The organism is Cryobacterium sp. PH31-L1 (assembly GCF_030063145.1).
GTDB lineage: Bacteria > Actinomycetota > Actinomycetes > Actinomycetales > Microbacteriaceae > Cryobacterium.
The window spans coordinates 76777-90626 of sequence record NZ_JASISM010000001.1; the positions used below are offsets into that span (position 1 = coordinate 76777).

Genomic DNA, 13850 nt, shown 5'->3' on the forward strand with positions numbered 1-13850 from the left:
AGAAGCGTGGGGGCTCCCCGCTCCTACTTTCGCGGAGCGGCGTTCGCCTTGCGGATGCGACGGCCGTCGGCGACGGTCTGCATATCCTTCAGGGCGGCCTTTTGGCTCTTCTTCGTGCCGCGCGGCGGCAGCTGAATGTTCTGTTCTGCGGCAATTCCCGCCTGTAGCTGGCGCCCACGTTCGAGTTCGGCGTCGAATTCAGCCCCGAACAGCAGGGCCAGGTTGGTCAGCCAGAGCCAGAGGAGAAAGATCACGATGCCGGCCAGCGAACCGTATGTCTTGGCGTAGTTCGAAAAGGTCGTGACGTAGAAGCCGAATCCCAGCGAGGCAACCACGATCGCCACCAGGGCCACGAGTGCGCCGAGCGACATCCAGCGGAACTTCGGCTGCCGCACATTCGGAGTGAAGTAGTACAGCACCGCGATCAGCAACATGACGGCGGCTGCGAGTACCGGCCACTTGGCTAGGGACCAGACGACCTGCACGGTCTGGCCGATGCCGAGGGCCGCGCCGACGGCATCCGTTATGGGTCCCGAAATGGCCAGGATCAGCACGACGACGAGCAGCAGGGCGATGCCGATCACCGTCACAAGTAGCTGCGTCGGCTTGAGCTTCAAGAATGACCGACCCTCATCGATCTCATAGATGCGGTTCATGGCCCGGCTGAAGGCGCCCACATAACCGGATGCCGACCAGATCGCGACCGCGATCCCCGCCACCAGGGCGAACCCGGCCGAGGGCGATGTGCTGAACTGTTCGATCGGCCCGCGAATCACGTCGAGGGCATCGCCGGGAGCGACCGAGGCGAGAATTGTCAGCAGGGTGTCGGCCGACTGCTTGCCCTGCCCGAATACCCCGAGCAACGAAACTAGGGCGATGAGCGCCGGAAACAGCGACAGCACGGCGTAGTAGGTAAGCGACGCCGCGATATCGGTGCACTGGTCGGTGCCGAACTCGCTCAGCGTGCGCTTGACGACATATTTCCACGATGTCTTCGTGACCTCGGTTGGGGAGTCGGGCTTGCGGTCATCATCGGGGGCCGGGGCGTCGGCGAGTTCCTGACTCTGTCCCTGGTCATCCATGGTGTCTCCTGCTCGGTTGAATGAGGCCGGGGATCGCGATGCAGTAGGGCGATCGCGATCCCCGGCCAAGGGAATCTACTGCGTTCCGGGGAACGAAACGCAGAATTGGGTCGATCAATTAGTAGAGGTCGTTATCTGACTTCTGTTTGGCGCTGGCGGTCTCGTCCTGAGCAGTCTCAATGACGGTGTCCCGTGCCGACTCGGCCTCGCCCTTGACGTCGGTGGCTGCGCTCTGCGCGGCCGATTTGACTTCGTCGACGGCGCCCTCGGCGCTGACCTTCACCGCAGCGACGGCTTCCTGTGTCGGTTCGCGCAGGTTGTCCGCCAGCTGTTTGGCGGCATCCGTTGCCTCGGAGATGAACGGCTCTGCGGCCTTTTTCAACGAACCAGCCAGCTGCTTCTCCTTGTCACTGGCGGGCACCAGTGACGCGGCCAGCCAGCCGATGCCGAAGGAGATGAGTCCCACGGCCAGGGGGTTTCCCTTCGCGGTGTTCGCGGCCTGGTGCGGCAGCGCGCCGAGCGTGTCGGTCGCTGACGACGCAGCGTCGCCGGCGTGGGAAGCAGCCCCCATGACGCGCTCCGAGACGGAACCGAAGGCGGACTTCACCTTGTCGGTCTGGCGCTGCATGATCTTGGACGGTGTCACCTTGTCGGCCAGCGCGTCGACGTCGCCGCCGAGCTCGCGCCGGGTGCGTTCGATCTCCGAGCGGATCTGATCGGGGGTGCGGTCGGTGTCGGTCATCGGTTCTCCTCATTCCTTTTCAGTGTTTCCGGGACTTTCTTCAGGGATTCAACGGTGCGTGGGGCACCCTTGACGGCTTTCAATTCCGCGCGACCCACCAGGAACAGCACGAGGCCGATGAGGGCCCAGAGGCCGGCCACGATCAGCCCCGACCAGCCGTTGCCGACCAGATACCCGAGACCCCACCAGAGCGCGATCGACAAGAACAGTATGGTCATGATGGCGGCATATCCCGCGCCGCCCAGCATTCCGGCGCCTTTACCGGCGCGGGTCGCCGACTGGCGCAACTCTGCCTTGGCCAGTTCCAGTTCCTGACGCATCAGTGTGGAGAGGTCGCGGGTGACCTCACCGAGGAGATCGCCCAGGGAGGTCTCCGCGGCTTTCTGCTCCGACGGTGTGTGCAGGTCAGTCATCGTTCGCGAACCGTGAGGTCGGGGTCGTCGCCGAGCAAGCCAGGCTGGTCAGCGAAACTTGTGCGTTCGCTGGTGTCGGTCAGTCCGACCGCGCCGGACTGGCTGACCGAGCCACTGGGACCGGACAGACCCACGTCGCCAACGCCGGTATATCGGGGCGCAGGGACGGAGTCGCCACGGTCGACGCCCGTGTTCGCGCTGTCATCAGCAGAGTCGGCGGCAACCGACCGCGTCAACCGGCCCGCCAGAATGCCGGCAGCTGCCGCGAGGGCGATGAACGTGCCGGGCTTCTGCCGGGCAAAGGAACGCACCTCCTCGAGCAGCGACCCGGGATCGCGGTCATCGAGCCAGGTTGCGACGCTCCCGGCGCGGGAAGCAGCCTGGCGTACGAGGTCAGTGGCCACGCCATCAGCCTCGGACGCTGCGGCCATCTGGTCGAGCTCGCCGCTGATCGAGCGGAGCCCACCGGCAACGCGCGCTTGCTGCTCACCGGCCTGCTCCGTGAGCTGGGTGCGGGCATCCGTCAGCAGGTGTTTGGCCTGCTTCTTCGTCTCAGCCGCGACCTTGCCGGCTTCATTCTTCGTCGTGTTGGCAACGTCGCCCGCCGCGTGGGCCGCAGTGTCGCGAACGTTGGCGGCTTCGTCCGCGGCGACATTTGCCGTGTGAGTCGCGGCGGTCTTGGCGAGAGATGAGCTGTCAAACTCGGAGTCATCGGCGCCGGGCGCCGATGACGTTGCGTACAGGTTGGACATGGAGCTTCCTTTCATGGCGTGTTGACTGGCCGAATGGCCAAGGGAAGTGCGCGGCGGGCACAGTGCCCGCCGCGCACCGGGAGATTTAGTCCTTGAAGACGTCCTTGATGTCTTCGCCGACCTTCTTCGCGCTCGCCGCGGTCTGGTCAGCACGGCCTTCGGCGACCTTGGAGTCGTCGTTGGTGGCCTTGCCGACGGCCTCGTTGGCCTTGCCCTTGAGGTCCTGCGCGGCGTTTTTGATCTTGTCTGCTGCACTCATCGTGTGCTCTCCTTCTGTTGGGTGTTTCCGGGGAACGTTCGGTGCGGGGTGCGCCGAACGCGAGTTGTGGGATCGCCGATCAGCGGATGCGGGTGCTGCGGCTGGTGCGCACCCGAAAGCCTCCGCTGATCTGCAGCAGGGCCGGGATCTGCAAGCCGAGAAGTTCGTCGAGGGCGATGAGGGACTGTTCGACGATGCGCAGGACGTCGGTGGGTGAGGTGCCGCGACGACAGGTCACCGAGACCTTGAGCACGGACTCCCGAGCCACCCGGTAGGTCGAGACGCGCGTTGACAGAAATTCGGGGTGCTCACCGAGCGCTTGTTGCAGTGACTGCTCAGCGACGGCGGAATCGACCTGGGTGGCGCCCCAATCGGTCGTCTGCTCGCTGACCAACCGGCCGGAGTGGCCACCGCCCTGGCGCAGTATGAAACGGAGCAGTAGGCCCACGACCGCCAGCAGCAGAGCGAGGGCGACGATCCAGAGCCAGCTGTGCGTGCTTGTACCCAGCGGCGTGGCCTGGAGCCAGCCGGCGACGTTCGCACGGGTGGCATCGGAAATGGTGCTCCAGGCATCCTGCACAGCGGCTTGCGACGCGAGCAGGCTGAGCAGAACAGCCACAGCGAGCAACAGCAGTCCGGCCAGGAGCAGAACGCTGCGGTTGAGCGCGCGGTTGGTGTTGTTCATGCTCCGACCTTTCCGCCGACGGCTACCACGACCCGCGTCTGTAGCGCCGGTCGCAGCTGCAACCCGTCGAGCTGGTCGCGCACAGCTCTGAGCACCGTGTCGCGGTGCACGGGCTGGCCCGAGGCGGGCACCAGATGCACCGTGGCGAGGCGGCGCGAGATGCTCACCCGGGTGTTGTCCGGATCGATCCCGCCCGTGCGAGCGGCGCGCCCCGCGAGAGCGGATGCGATCACCTCGTCATCGACGATGGTCACCGTGCGCTCGGAAACCATCACGTGCCGGGCCCTGCGTCCGGGCGAGAGCGCCATTACCAGCAGCACGAGGCCGACGAGCGCGCAGCCGGCGGCCGTTCCGATCAGCAGTGACACGGGTGCGCTCGACGCGGACGCCACGCCGTCGGCCAGATCAGCCGGCGCCTTCAGCAGCGCTGGCTGATCCGTCAGCCGCAGCACGATCTCCGTACCTAGCCAGGCGCACAGCAGAATGACCACGATCGCCACTGAGATGGCTGCGGCAGCCCGCGGCGAGTGCAGTTCGCGACGACGGATGCGCCCGTAGGTCGCCAAAGTCGACGCACTCATCGCACGCGCCGTTCCCGAGCGACATCCACCCCGGTCACGCGCACGGTAACCCGACCGATGTCGGCACCGGTGAGTTCGCCGACGCGGCGTCGAATGTCGGTCTGTGATTGCGCGGATCGAGCCAGGATGGTTCCCCCGGTGCGAGTGATGACGGCCGCTTCGCTCGTGACGCGCTGCAGGGAAACCACCCGGATGGACGTGCTGACCGTGAGCGCGAGCATCCCATGGTCGTCGCCGAGTTCGACGCCGACCTGGTTGGGCGCCACGCCGAGCGACTCCGCAGTAACCATGGACACGATCTGGCGCAACGCCCTCGGCACAATGCGGGTTCGACCACGGATTGTGGCCGCCGGCTGTGAGGCATCCGCTGGTTTCATAGTGTCACTGGGGATACCTTCGCCGAGAAACCAGCCCGGGGAGTCGGTCGTGACGCTCACGACGATGAGCGCTTTCCCTGAAAGGCTCCGATCAGTGAGCTCACGTCGAGACGGCCGTCAACCACGCGGCCAACGAGCGCGCCGACCAGCATCGCCAAGCCCACGAACAGAAATGCCCAGAATCCCAGAAGCACCCAGGTCAGCGCGAGAACCGCACCGACCAGCATTCCCGTTCGGGTTGCGCTGGTCACCGAAGTGCGGCTTTGCTCGGCTCAGCGTCGGCATCGTCGCTGGGCAGGTGAATATCGACGATCGTCACATTGACCTCGGTAACTTCGAGTCCGACCAGGTCTTCAATGGCCCGGATGACACTCGAGCGAATGTCGTTGGCCACCTGCTGAAGCTGCACGGGATACTCGGCGACGATCGTCACGTCCACGGCCACCTGGGTCTCGCCGACCTCCACCGAGATGCCCTGGCTCACGTCGGTGTTGTTCATCGCCTCACGAATTGCGCCGAGGGCTCGGGCTGCACCGCCACCGAGGGCGTGCACGCCGGTGACCTCGCGCGCGGCGATTCCGGCGACCTTGGCCACGACTCCATCGTTGATCACGGTCTTTCCCGTGCCGGTGAGTGGCTCACCGGCCAGAGCTGTGCCGGTCGGCGCACTGCTGCGCGGGGTTTTGTTCGAAGAAGCTGCGCTGCCGTTGGTGTCGATGAGGTCCATCTGAATAACTCCTTAGTGCCTGACCGTTTGGTGAGGCTAAATGTGGATTGTTACCTGTAGGACGAAAGCTGTGGCATATTCGTCACGCGAAGTTGAGAAAAATTTTCTGAACGTTTCACCAGGAGGAGATGTGCCCGGCACCGTGCGTGAGCAGGTCGCGTCACCGCTCGATACCGCGGCCGACCGGATGCTCGCCGACCGCGCCGCCGACGGTGACCTGCGCGCCTTCGAAGGCCTCGTGCGCCGATACGGTCCGCTCATGCGGGTGCAGGCGAGGCGCGTTCTCGGTTCCAACGACGAGACCGATGATGTCGTGCAGGAGGCGTTCATCACGGCCTGGCAGCAACTCGGCACGCTTGAGGACGGCAGCGCGGTGAAGAGCTGGCTCATGCGCATTGTCAGCCGCAAGAGCATCGATCGGCTGCGCGCTCGCCGCGAGCACGCCAACATCGACGACACGGATGTCCCGGCACCCGACGAGCACGCCCCGCACGTACTCGCCGAGGCCGAATCGCAGACCGAGGCTCTCGCCCGGGTGCTGGCCACCCTCCCCGAAGACCAACGCCGCTGCTGGACTCTGCGGGAACTCGCCGAGTACAGCTACGGTGATATCGCGGCCGAGTTGGGCCTGCCGCTCTCGACCGTGCGCGGATTGCTGGCCCGTGCCCGAAAAACCCTGCTTCGCGAGATGGAGGAATGGCGATGACCGAACTGACGCCGGCAAACCGGCGCTTCCTCGCATTCGACCTCGATGATACCGAGCGGGAACAGTTCGGGCTCAACGGCCACACCATCGAGCAGCTCAGCGACTACCTCGATCGCGACCGAATGCCAGCCGACCCGAGTATCGACGATTCGCCGGAGTGTGAGATTGCCCTGCGTGGTCTCGAACGCTTGCGCCGGGCCCAACGGCTACTGCTCAAGCTGGACCTCGAACGTGAATCGCGGCGCGACGACAGCTGGGTGTCGGCCATTCTCGACAACATCACCCTGGAAGCTCACGCCGGCCGAGATATTCCGCTGACCCATCCTGTCCCGACCGCGCGGCTGGTCGTGACGGAAGGCGCCGTGCGCGGCATTCTGCGTGAGTCCGGCGACCGAATGCAGAACGTGCTCGTCGGCCGTTGTGTGCTGGTCGGCGACGTCAACGTGCCCGGTACGCCGATCGTCATCGAGGTCGATGTGACCGTATTCCCGGGGGAGAATATTCCGCTGCTCGCCGATCAACTGCGCCAGGCGATGTACGCCGCGCTCGGCAAATACACGGAACTTGTCGTCGCGGCCATCGACATCACGGTGAGTGACCTGCAGGCCCTGCCCGATGCATCCGCCCAAGAAAAGGAGCACTGATGACCACGGTTATTCCGTCCACCGACCAGCTTGACGCGCTGGTACGCCAGGTTCCCGGGGTCGACGCGCTGTACCCGGCTCGGTCGATCGTGGCCACAGTACTCTCCACCGCCCTCGATGCGGTGGCGCACCACGCGCCCGCAGCGCCGCTGGTACACACGGTTGCGCAGTCCGATGGCGTGCGGGTCACCGCGAAGATCGGCATCGGGGCCGCCGAGTCCTCGGCTGATGTCAGTGGTCGGGTACACGACGCCATCGCCGAGCACCTGCGTCAGGTGGGCAACCCGACGGTCGCGCAGATCGCCGTGATCGTGGCCCGGATCGGTTGAGCGTCTAGCTGATCGGGGTCGGCCGTGCTAGCTTGCCCGATGAAGCAGAGAGAGATGTTCCTTCAAGCGGATGCCGCGTTGCGCTCCGTCGTCGACCAGATCACTCCCGCGCAGCTCGACCAGCCGGCACCAGCCGAGTGGTCACGCAAGACGGATCCGACGCTGCGCGACATTCTTGCCTCGCACGCCGAGGACGAAGCATGGCTGCCCGCGGTGCTGGAAGGGCGCACGATCGAGGAAGTCGGCGACACTTATAGGGGCGACCTGCTCGGTGACGATCCAATCGGCAATTATGACCGCCTCAACGAGGCGACGACGAAAGTGGTCAACGGCGACCTCAATCCCGACAAGGTCGTACACCTGAGCTACGGCGACTATCCCCTCGCCGAAGCGCTGCAGCACACTGCCCTCTACCGGGCATTCCAGGCCTGGAGCATTGCCAAGCACATCGGTCTCGACTACTCGCTGCCCGACGCGCTGGTTGAAAACCTCTGGGAGCAGATCGCGTCCGACATCGAAATGTGGCGCGGATTCGGCGTGTTTCCGCCCGAGGTGGCCGTGCCGGAAGGTGCGAATCGCGAGGTTCAGTTGCTCGGCAAGGTCGGCTACTGGCGCGCCTGAACTACTCCGGCGCGACGCCGTTGTAGAAGTGCTCGAAGACCATGCTCGTGCGGGTGGAGGCGACTGCGGGGTTGGCGGAGAGGTTCTCCAGTACGAAATCGCGCACATCGTCCGTGTCCCGGGCCGACAGGTGAATGATGAAGTCCTCTGACCCGCCGAGAAAGAAGAGCTGAACGACGCGCGGCATCACCCGGATCGAATCCCGAAACGCCGGGATGTGGGTGCGGGCGCCCGCGCGAATGCTCACGCTGATCAACGCCTGCAGCCCAAGGCCGATCGACTTCGGGTCGACCATGGCAGTGAAGCCCGTCACGATTCCGCGGCTGACCAGCGAACGCACCCGGGACACGCAGGTGGACTCGGCGATGCCGGCGGCACTGGCGAGCCGGCTGTTGGTGGTTCGGGAGTCGGCCTGCAGCGCCGCGACCAGAATGCGGTCGATCTCGTCGAGGGTCTCGGTGACCCGAATCCTCTTCGTTTCTGCCATCGCACATCTCCAATTAGCCGCATATTTCGTGGAATATTCTAGAAGTCTGGCAGATTCTACGGATTTTACCTAGCCGAAACGAATCAATAGCAGTCTTACCTCTATCAAAGCCGAGTCGTTCGGCAGAAGTAACCGAGACGGAGCACTTATGTTGGTCGGCATTCCTACTGAGATCAAGAACAACGAGAACCGCGTTGCGATCACCCCGGCCGGCGTCAATGAGCTCACCCGTCGCGGCCACGACGTCATCATTGAGAAGGGTGCCGGGCTGGGCTCGAGCATCACTGATGATGCTTTTCGCCTCGCGGGGGCATCCATTGTCGACACCGCCGCCGAAGTGTGGGCCGCGGCTGAACTGCTCTTGAAGGTCAAGGAGCCCATCGCCAGCGAATACCCCCTGATGCGTCAGGGCCAGGTGCTGTTCACCTATCTGCACCTCGCTGCATCCGCTGAGTGCACCGACGCGCTGATCAAGTCGGGCACGACCGCGATCGCGTACGAGACCGTGCAGTTGCCCGACCGCAGCCTGCCGCTGCTCTCGCCGATGAGCGAGGTGGCCGGCCGTCTGTCAGTGCAGGTCGGCGCGTACCACCTCCTGAGCGCCAACGGCGGCAGCGGAATTCTGCTCGGCGGCGTTCCCGGAACCCCCAAGGCCAAGGTCGTCGTGATCGGCGGCGGTGTCGCGGGCGAGCACGCCGCGGCCAACGCCCTCGGCATGGGCGCCGACGTGACCATCATCGACCTGTCGCTGGCCCGCCTGCGCCAGCTCGAGGCCCGCTTCAACGGCGAGATTCAGACGCGCGCGTCGACCCAGTATGAGATCGCCGAGCAGGTGCGCGAGGCCGACCTCGTGATCGGGTCCGTGCTCATTCCGGGCGCGCAGGCACCCAAGCTCGTCACCGACGCCATGGTCGCGTCGATGAAGCCGGGCTCCGTGCTTGTGGACATCGCGATCGACCAGGGCGGCTGCTTCGAGGGCTCGCACGCCACGACTCACGACAACCCCACCTTTGCCGTGCACGACAGCGTCTACTACTGCGTTGCCAACATGCCCGGTGCCGTGCCGGCCACGTCGACCCGTGCGCTGACCAACGCGACCCTGCCCTACGTCGTCGCCCTGGCCCAGAAGGGCTGGAAGAAGGCCATCGCCGAAGACGCCGCCCTGGCCAAGGGCCTCAACGTGCACAACGGACGCATCACCAACGCGCACGTCGCGTCGGCCTTCCACGCCGAGCTGCAGACCGTCGCCGACGCTATCGCCTGATCCGCGTCACCCGGGGCCGGCATCCATCAAGCGGATGCCGGCCCCCATCGTCCCCGGGTTCTGACGGGCCGATTCAGGAAATCCGGTTCGGAGGGACAGCAGCCGGAACGCGTCACGAGGTTGCGGCGATGACCCGGTGCAGCGCGTCGCGCAGGGCGGCGAGCTCCTCAAGGGGAACGTTGAGCGCCTCGACGACCCGCGGCGGAATGGATTCGGCCACCGACCGTAGATCGACGCCACGCTCGGTCAGTGTGATATCGAGTGTGCGTTCGTCGGCCACGCGGCGCTGGCGGCGCACGTAGCCCGACGCTTCCAGCCGTTTGAGCAACGGGGAAAGCGTTGCTGGCTCGAGGCACAGCGTCTGGCCCAGGCCTTTGAGCGTGCGCGGGCTCTGGTCCCAGAGGGCGAGCATCACCAGATATTGCGGATGCGTGAGGCCCAGTGGTTCCAGAATGGGCCGATAGAGCGCGATGACGTTGCGCGAGGCGATCGCGAGCGCGAAGCAGACCTGGTTGTCGAGAGCGAGGGGGTTCTCGAGCGTTGACGATGTCATGGGGCGTTCCGTTCCAGCTGGTTGTTCTTCCTGCGTTTAGTTAGTACACTAACAGTTATGACACACGGTAAGGAATCCCACCCGCGCATCAAGGGAGCCGGCGGACTTACGGCTTGGCTCAACGGTCGACTGTTTCCCATTCTCGGGCCGCCGCCGGTCGGTCCGAGCGGGTCCGATCTGCTGCCGGCAGCGCCCGCGCCCGTGCGCGGCTGCCCGGTCTGCGCCCAGCCGATGGACCAGCACGACATCGACCGCACCGGTGAACGCACGCAGCTGCACTGCCCGGTCGCCCTGCACTAGCCCCGCTGTACGGAGCCTCCCTCGGCAGTTTGCCCGCTAGGCTGGGCCGCAATCACGGGAGTCCAATGACGGTAGATCAGGCTTCGCTCGACCTTGCCATTACCGAGCTCGCCGACGGAAGCCAGCGGTGGGCGGCGACCACCCTCGAGGCACGCGCCGAGCTGCTGGAGCACTCCGGGGCATCCGTTGCGGCGGCGGCCGAGCGCTGGGTGGCTGCGGCCGCCAGGGCCAAGGGCCTCGGGCCCTCGTCGCCGCTCATCGGCGAGGAATGGCTGACCGGGCCCTACGGCGTGCTCACCTCCCTGACTGCGCTGGGCCGCACGCTCCGCACGCTCGCCGCAGGGCGGAGCACCCTCGCCGGCCGCACGTTCGGGCGGGCACCCGACGGCCGGGTCACCGTTGCCGTGCTTCCGCACAACGCCTGGGACGGCCTGCTGCTGCACGGCTACACTGCCCGGGCGTGGCTTCGACCGGGCGTCTCGGCGGCGCAGGCCCGTGCCCAGGGCGGGCTGGGCCAGCTCACACCGACAGCGCGCAATGGCGTCGGCCTCGTGCTCGGCGCCGGCAATATCTCCTCGATCGCACCCCTCGACGTGCTCTACGAGCTGATGGCGCACAATCGGGTCTCGATTCTCAAGCTCAATCCCACCTTCGACGGCCTGCTGCCGGTTTATCGTGCGGCCCTCGCCCCGCTCATCAACGCGGGACTGCTGCGCATCGTCACCGGCGGCGCCGACGTGGGCGCCTACCTTGCCCGTCACCCCGGCATCAGCCATGTGCACATCACCGGCAGCGCGGCCACGCACGATGCGATTGTGTTCGGCGGCTCAAAAAGTCCCAGCCTGGGTAAACCGATCAGCAGTGAGCTCGGCGGAGTCTCGCCGATCATTGTGCTGCCTGGCCGCTGGAGCGCCAGGGACCTGCGCTATCAGGCCGAACACGTTGCCACTATGCGTCTGCATAACGGCGGCTACAACTGCATCGCCGGCCAGGTGCTCGTGCTCAGCTCGGCCTGGCCGCAGAAGACTGCATTCCTCGACGCGGTCGCCGCAGCTCTCGCGGCCTCCCCGGTTCGACCGGCCTGGTATCCCGGCAGCGACGAGCGGATGCGCGCGGCCCGTGCCGCGTATCCGGCCGCTCGGTCGATTCCCGGGGGGCGACTGCTCGTGGCGGCGTCACCAGCACGGGCGCACGGGGCGACCGACGGCGATCTGCTGACCGAGGCGGGTGCATCCGCTCTGCCGGAAAATATGCTCGCGACGGAATACTTCGCCCCGGTGCTCGGCGTCGTGGAGTTGCCCGGTGTCGGTGAGGCTTTTCTGGACGCCGCGGTGGAGACCGTCAACCGCGACTTCCTGGGAACTCTCGGAGCCAATATTCTCGGGGCACCAGCCAGCATCCGACGGCTCGGGCCGGGTTTCGAGCAGGCCGTGGCGCGCCTGCGCTACGGAACAATCGCGATTAACGCGTGGACCGGCGTGGGCTTTCTGGCGGCCGCAGCGCCGTGGGGAGCGTTCCCCGGGCACACCCTCGACAACGTGCAGAGCGGCATCGGCGTGGTGCACAACGCCCTGTTGCTCGACGAGGTGGAGCGCACCGTGGTGCGTGGGCCGTTTCGGCCGTTTCCACGCTCGGTGGTGCATGGTGAGTGGGCTCTGCTGCCGAAGCCGCCGTGGTTCGTGTCGGCTCGCAGTGGCACTTTGACCGCCCGCCTACTGACCGAATTTGCCGCGCGCCCGTCGGTGCGCAGGCTGCCCGGCATTCTCGCTGCCGCTTTTCGAGCCTGATCCGGCACGGCGACCGCTTCCCGGCTGCAGTCCGGGTGTTTGGCGCGCATGACTCCTGCAATCTGGCGTCGGTGAACAAAAGTTGGCTGTATTTCCGGGCCTCGGAGGAATTGCTGGCACAGATAGCAGGAGTTATGCACGGATGGTGGGTGGAGGGTGCCGGGCAGCTCACCTGGGCTGGGGGAACGGGTGCAATAGATTGGAAGCACACCCGATCTGGGAGATTCACTGATGCGAGGTTCACGATGACTGGCTGGCGACTGCGCGATTTTCACTCCGACGACCTGGACGGCATTCTGCGGCTCTGGGAAGAACTCAAGGCCTCCGAAACGGAGCCGGTCTACGGCCTCTCCGAGGTGCTCGCCTCCTGCCAGAAGGATCACGCCGTCGTGGCGGTGCACGGCGATGAGGTCGTCGGTGCCGCCGTCGGCCGGGCCGCCCATGCCCAGGGCTGGATAGTTTTTCTCGCCACCGCGGAGAAATGGCAGAGCCAGGGCATCGGTACGGCCATGCTCGCCGCCCTCGAAGCCCGGATGGCCCCGCACGGAATGACCAAACTCTCGGCGCTCATGCCCGAATCCGAGACCAAAGTGGATGCCTTTCTCAACCGCGGATTCGAGTTGAAGAAGAACCTGCGCTACTTCGAACGGCACATTCCGGTGCAGCGCGAGGAGCTCAAGCTGCTCGGCGAGCTTGGTGGCCGCGTGCTTCCGCGCGACCTCTGGCAGAAGGTCGGCGGTATGGCGCACGAGAAGGAACTGCTCGAGCGCCGGTTGGTCATGCCCCTGGCCAAACCCGAACTCGCCGAGCAATATGGGGTCTCACCGCCCAAAGCCGTCGTTCTGTTCGGCCCTCCCGGCACCGGAAAGACCACCTTCGCCAAGGCGATCGCCTCCCGCCTGGAGTGGTCGTTCATCGAGGTCTTTCCTTCGCGACTCGCTGCCGACCCGTTGGGGCTCGCGGGAGCACTGCGTGAAACCTTCCTCAAAATCTCCGAGCTCGAACACGCGGTCGTGTTCATCGACGAGGTCGAAGAGATCGCCGCCCAACGCTCCGGCGAACCGCCGTCGGCCATGCAGGGCGTCACCAACGAACTGCTCAAGATCATTCCGGCATTCCGTGAACAGCCCGGACGCCTGCTGGTCTGTGCGACCAACTTCATTCGCGCGCTCGACTCCGCGTTCCTCCGGCATGGCCGCTTCGACTATGTCGTGCCGATCGGCCTGCCGGATGTTGCCGCTCGCCAAGCCATCTGGGAGCGATACATTCCGGAAGCGGTGTCCGGCGAGGTCGACCTCGCCGTTCTGGTCGAGAAAAGCGCCGGGTTCTCGCCCGCCGACGTCGAGTACGCCGCCCATCGGGCTTCGCAGCACGCGCTCGAGAACGCGCTCTACCGTTCCGGCGACGGGCCCGTCATCAATGGCCCGAGCACCGACGACTATGCCCTGGCGATCTCCGAAACCCGCCGCACCGTGTCCGACGAGGTTGCGGCTGAGTTCCTCGAGGACATCGAGCGCCTCGCCCGGCTCTAGCCGAGCGGA

The 13850-nt window shown here is 65.8% G+C and carries 20 protein-coding genes; 8 read left to right on the top strand and 12 right to left on the bottom strand.

The annotated features are described in order from the left end of the window. Window positions 1-23: 23 nt before the first annotated feature. The 10 genes from QMF22_RS00415 to QMF22_RS00460 all read right to left on the bottom strand — a co-directional run bounded on the left by QMF22_RS00415 (window position 24) and on the right by QMF22_RS00460 (window position 5618). Window positions 24-1082, bottom strand: coding sequence for a YihY/virulence factor BrkB family protein (locus QMF22_RS00415; protein ID WP_283449171.1), 1059 nt, complete (start codon window positions 1080-1082; stop codon window positions 24-26). Window positions 1083-1200: 118 nt separating this feature from the next. After that, window positions 1201-1824: a DUF3618 domain-containing protein gene (locus QMF22_RS00420; RefSeq protein WP_283449173.1), complete on the bottom strand. Its 624-nt coding sequence runs from the start codon at window positions 1822-1824 to the stop codon at window positions 1201-1203. Beyond that, entirely contained in the window at window positions 1821-2237 is a 417-nt protein-coding gene (locus QMF22_RS00425) for a phage holin family protein (protein WP_283449174.1), read from the bottom strand. The genes QMF22_RS00420 and QMF22_RS00425 overlap by 4 nt, the downstream gene beginning before the upstream one ends. Continuing rightward, window positions 2234-2989 (bottom strand): hypothetical protein, encoded by a 756-nt coding sequence (locus tag QMF22_RS00430; RefSeq protein WP_283449175.1) that lies wholly within the window; start codon window positions 2987-2989, stop codon window positions 2234-2236. Before QMF22_RS00430 ends, QMF22_RS00425 begins: the two co-directional genes overlap by 4 nt. Before the next feature lie 85 nt (window positions 2990-3074). Then, window positions 3075-3248 (bottom strand): CsbD family protein, encoded by a 174-nt coding sequence (locus tag QMF22_RS00435; protein ID WP_283449177.1) that lies wholly within the window; start codon window positions 3246-3248, stop codon window positions 3075-3077. Window positions 3249-3327: 79 nt separating this feature from the next. Further along, window positions 3328-3933 (bottom strand): hypothetical protein, encoded by a 606-nt coding sequence (locus QMF22_RS00440; RefSeq protein ID WP_283449178.1) that lies wholly within the window; start codon window positions 3931-3933, stop codon window positions 3328-3330. Then, a complete protein-coding gene (locus QMF22_RS00445; RefSeq protein ID WP_283449180.1) occupies window positions 3930-4514 on the bottom strand; it encodes an Asp23/Gls24 family envelope stress response protein in 585 nt (194 codons plus the stop codon). Before QMF22_RS00445 ends, QMF22_RS00440 begins: the two co-directional genes overlap by 4 nt. Further along, entirely contained in the window at window positions 4511-4951 is a 441-nt protein-coding gene (locus tag QMF22_RS00450; RefSeq protein ID WP_283449182.1) for a hypothetical protein, read from the bottom strand. Before QMF22_RS00450 ends, QMF22_RS00445 begins: the two co-directional genes overlap by 4 nt. Further along, window positions 4948-5142, bottom strand: a complete 195-nt coding sequence (locus tag QMF22_RS00455) for a DUF2273 domain-containing protein (RefSeq protein ID WP_283449184.1) — start codon at window positions 5140-5142, stop codon at window positions 4948-4950. The genes QMF22_RS00450 and QMF22_RS00455 overlap by 4 nt, the downstream gene beginning before the upstream one ends. Further along, window positions 5139-5618, bottom strand: coding sequence for an Asp23/Gls24 family envelope stress response protein (locus QMF22_RS00460; RefSeq protein WP_283449186.1), 480 nt, complete (start codon window positions 5616-5618; stop codon window positions 5139-5141). Before QMF22_RS00460 ends, QMF22_RS00455 begins: the two co-directional genes overlap by 4 nt. Before the next feature lie 187 nt (window positions 5619-5805). Here QMF22_RS00460 and QMF22_RS00465 point away from each other — a divergent pair, with 187 nt between their 5' ends. From QMF22_RS00465 to QMF22_RS00480, 4 genes are read left to right on the top strand one after another with little or no spacing between them, the layout of a single operon-like run. Then, entirely contained in the window at window positions 5806-6324 is a 519-nt protein-coding gene (locus QMF22_RS00465; protein WP_283450715.1) for an RNA polymerase sigma factor, read from the top strand. After that, a complete protein-coding gene (locus QMF22_RS00470) occupies window positions 6321-6968 on the top strand; it encodes an Asp23/Gls24 family envelope stress response protein (protein ID WP_283449188.1) in 648 nt (215 codons plus the stop codon). The genes QMF22_RS00465 and QMF22_RS00470 overlap by 4 nt, the downstream gene beginning before the upstream one ends. After that, entirely contained in the window at window positions 6968-7297 is a 330-nt protein-coding gene (locus QMF22_RS00475) for a hypothetical protein (RefSeq protein ID WP_283449190.1), read from the top strand. The genes QMF22_RS00470 and QMF22_RS00475 overlap by 1 nt, the downstream gene beginning before the upstream one ends. Window positions 7298-7336: 39 nt before the next feature. Beyond that, window positions 7337-7918, top strand: coding sequence for a hypothetical protein (locus QMF22_RS00480; protein WP_283449192.1), 582 nt, complete (start codon window positions 7337-7339; stop codon window positions 7916-7918). A 1-nt stretch (window position 7919) separates the two neighbouring features. Here the strand turns inward: QMF22_RS00480 and QMF22_RS00485 are convergent, their stop codons facing one another. Then, on the bottom strand, window positions 7920-8405 hold the full coding sequence (locus QMF22_RS00485; protein ID WP_092341689.1) for an Lrp/AsnC family transcriptional regulator: 486 nt from the start codon (window positions 8403-8405) through the stop codon (window positions 7920-7922). Window positions 8406-8553: 148 nt separating this feature from the next. Here QMF22_RS00485 and ald point away from each other — a divergent pair, with 148 nt between their 5' ends. Further along, window positions 8554-9669, top strand: a complete 1116-nt coding sequence (ald, locus tag QMF22_RS00490) for an alanine dehydrogenase (RefSeq protein WP_283449198.1) — start codon at window positions 8554-8556, stop codon at window positions 9667-9669. Between the two features lie 112 nt (window positions 9670-9781). Here ald and QMF22_RS00495 read toward each other — a convergent pair whose 3' ends face one another. Continuing rightward, window positions 9782-10222, bottom strand: a complete 441-nt coding sequence (locus QMF22_RS00495) for a MarR family winged helix-turn-helix transcriptional regulator (RefSeq protein WP_283449200.1) — start codon at window positions 10220-10222, stop codon at window positions 9782-9784. Window positions 10223-10279: 57 nt separating this feature from the next. Here QMF22_RS00495 and QMF22_RS00500 point away from each other — a divergent pair, with 57 nt between their 5' ends. From QMF22_RS00500 to QMF22_RS00510, 3 genes are all read left to right on the top strand, one after another. Further along, window positions 10280-10522, top strand: a complete 243-nt coding sequence (locus QMF22_RS00500; protein WP_283449202.1) for a hypothetical protein — start codon at window positions 10280-10282, stop codon at window positions 10520-10522. Between the two features lie 65 nt (window positions 10523-10587). After that, window positions 10588-12309: an aldehyde dehydrogenase family protein gene (locus QMF22_RS00505; protein ID WP_283449204.1), complete on the top strand. Its 1722-nt coding sequence runs from the start codon at window positions 10588-10590 to the stop codon at window positions 12307-12309. A gap of 245 nt (window positions 12310-12554) precedes the next feature. Continuing rightward, a complete protein-coding gene (locus tag QMF22_RS00510; RefSeq protein ID WP_283449207.1) occupies window positions 12555-13841 on the top strand; it encodes an ATP-binding protein in 1287 nt (428 codons plus the stop codon). The last annotated feature ends 9 nt before the right edge of the window (window positions 13842-13850 follow it).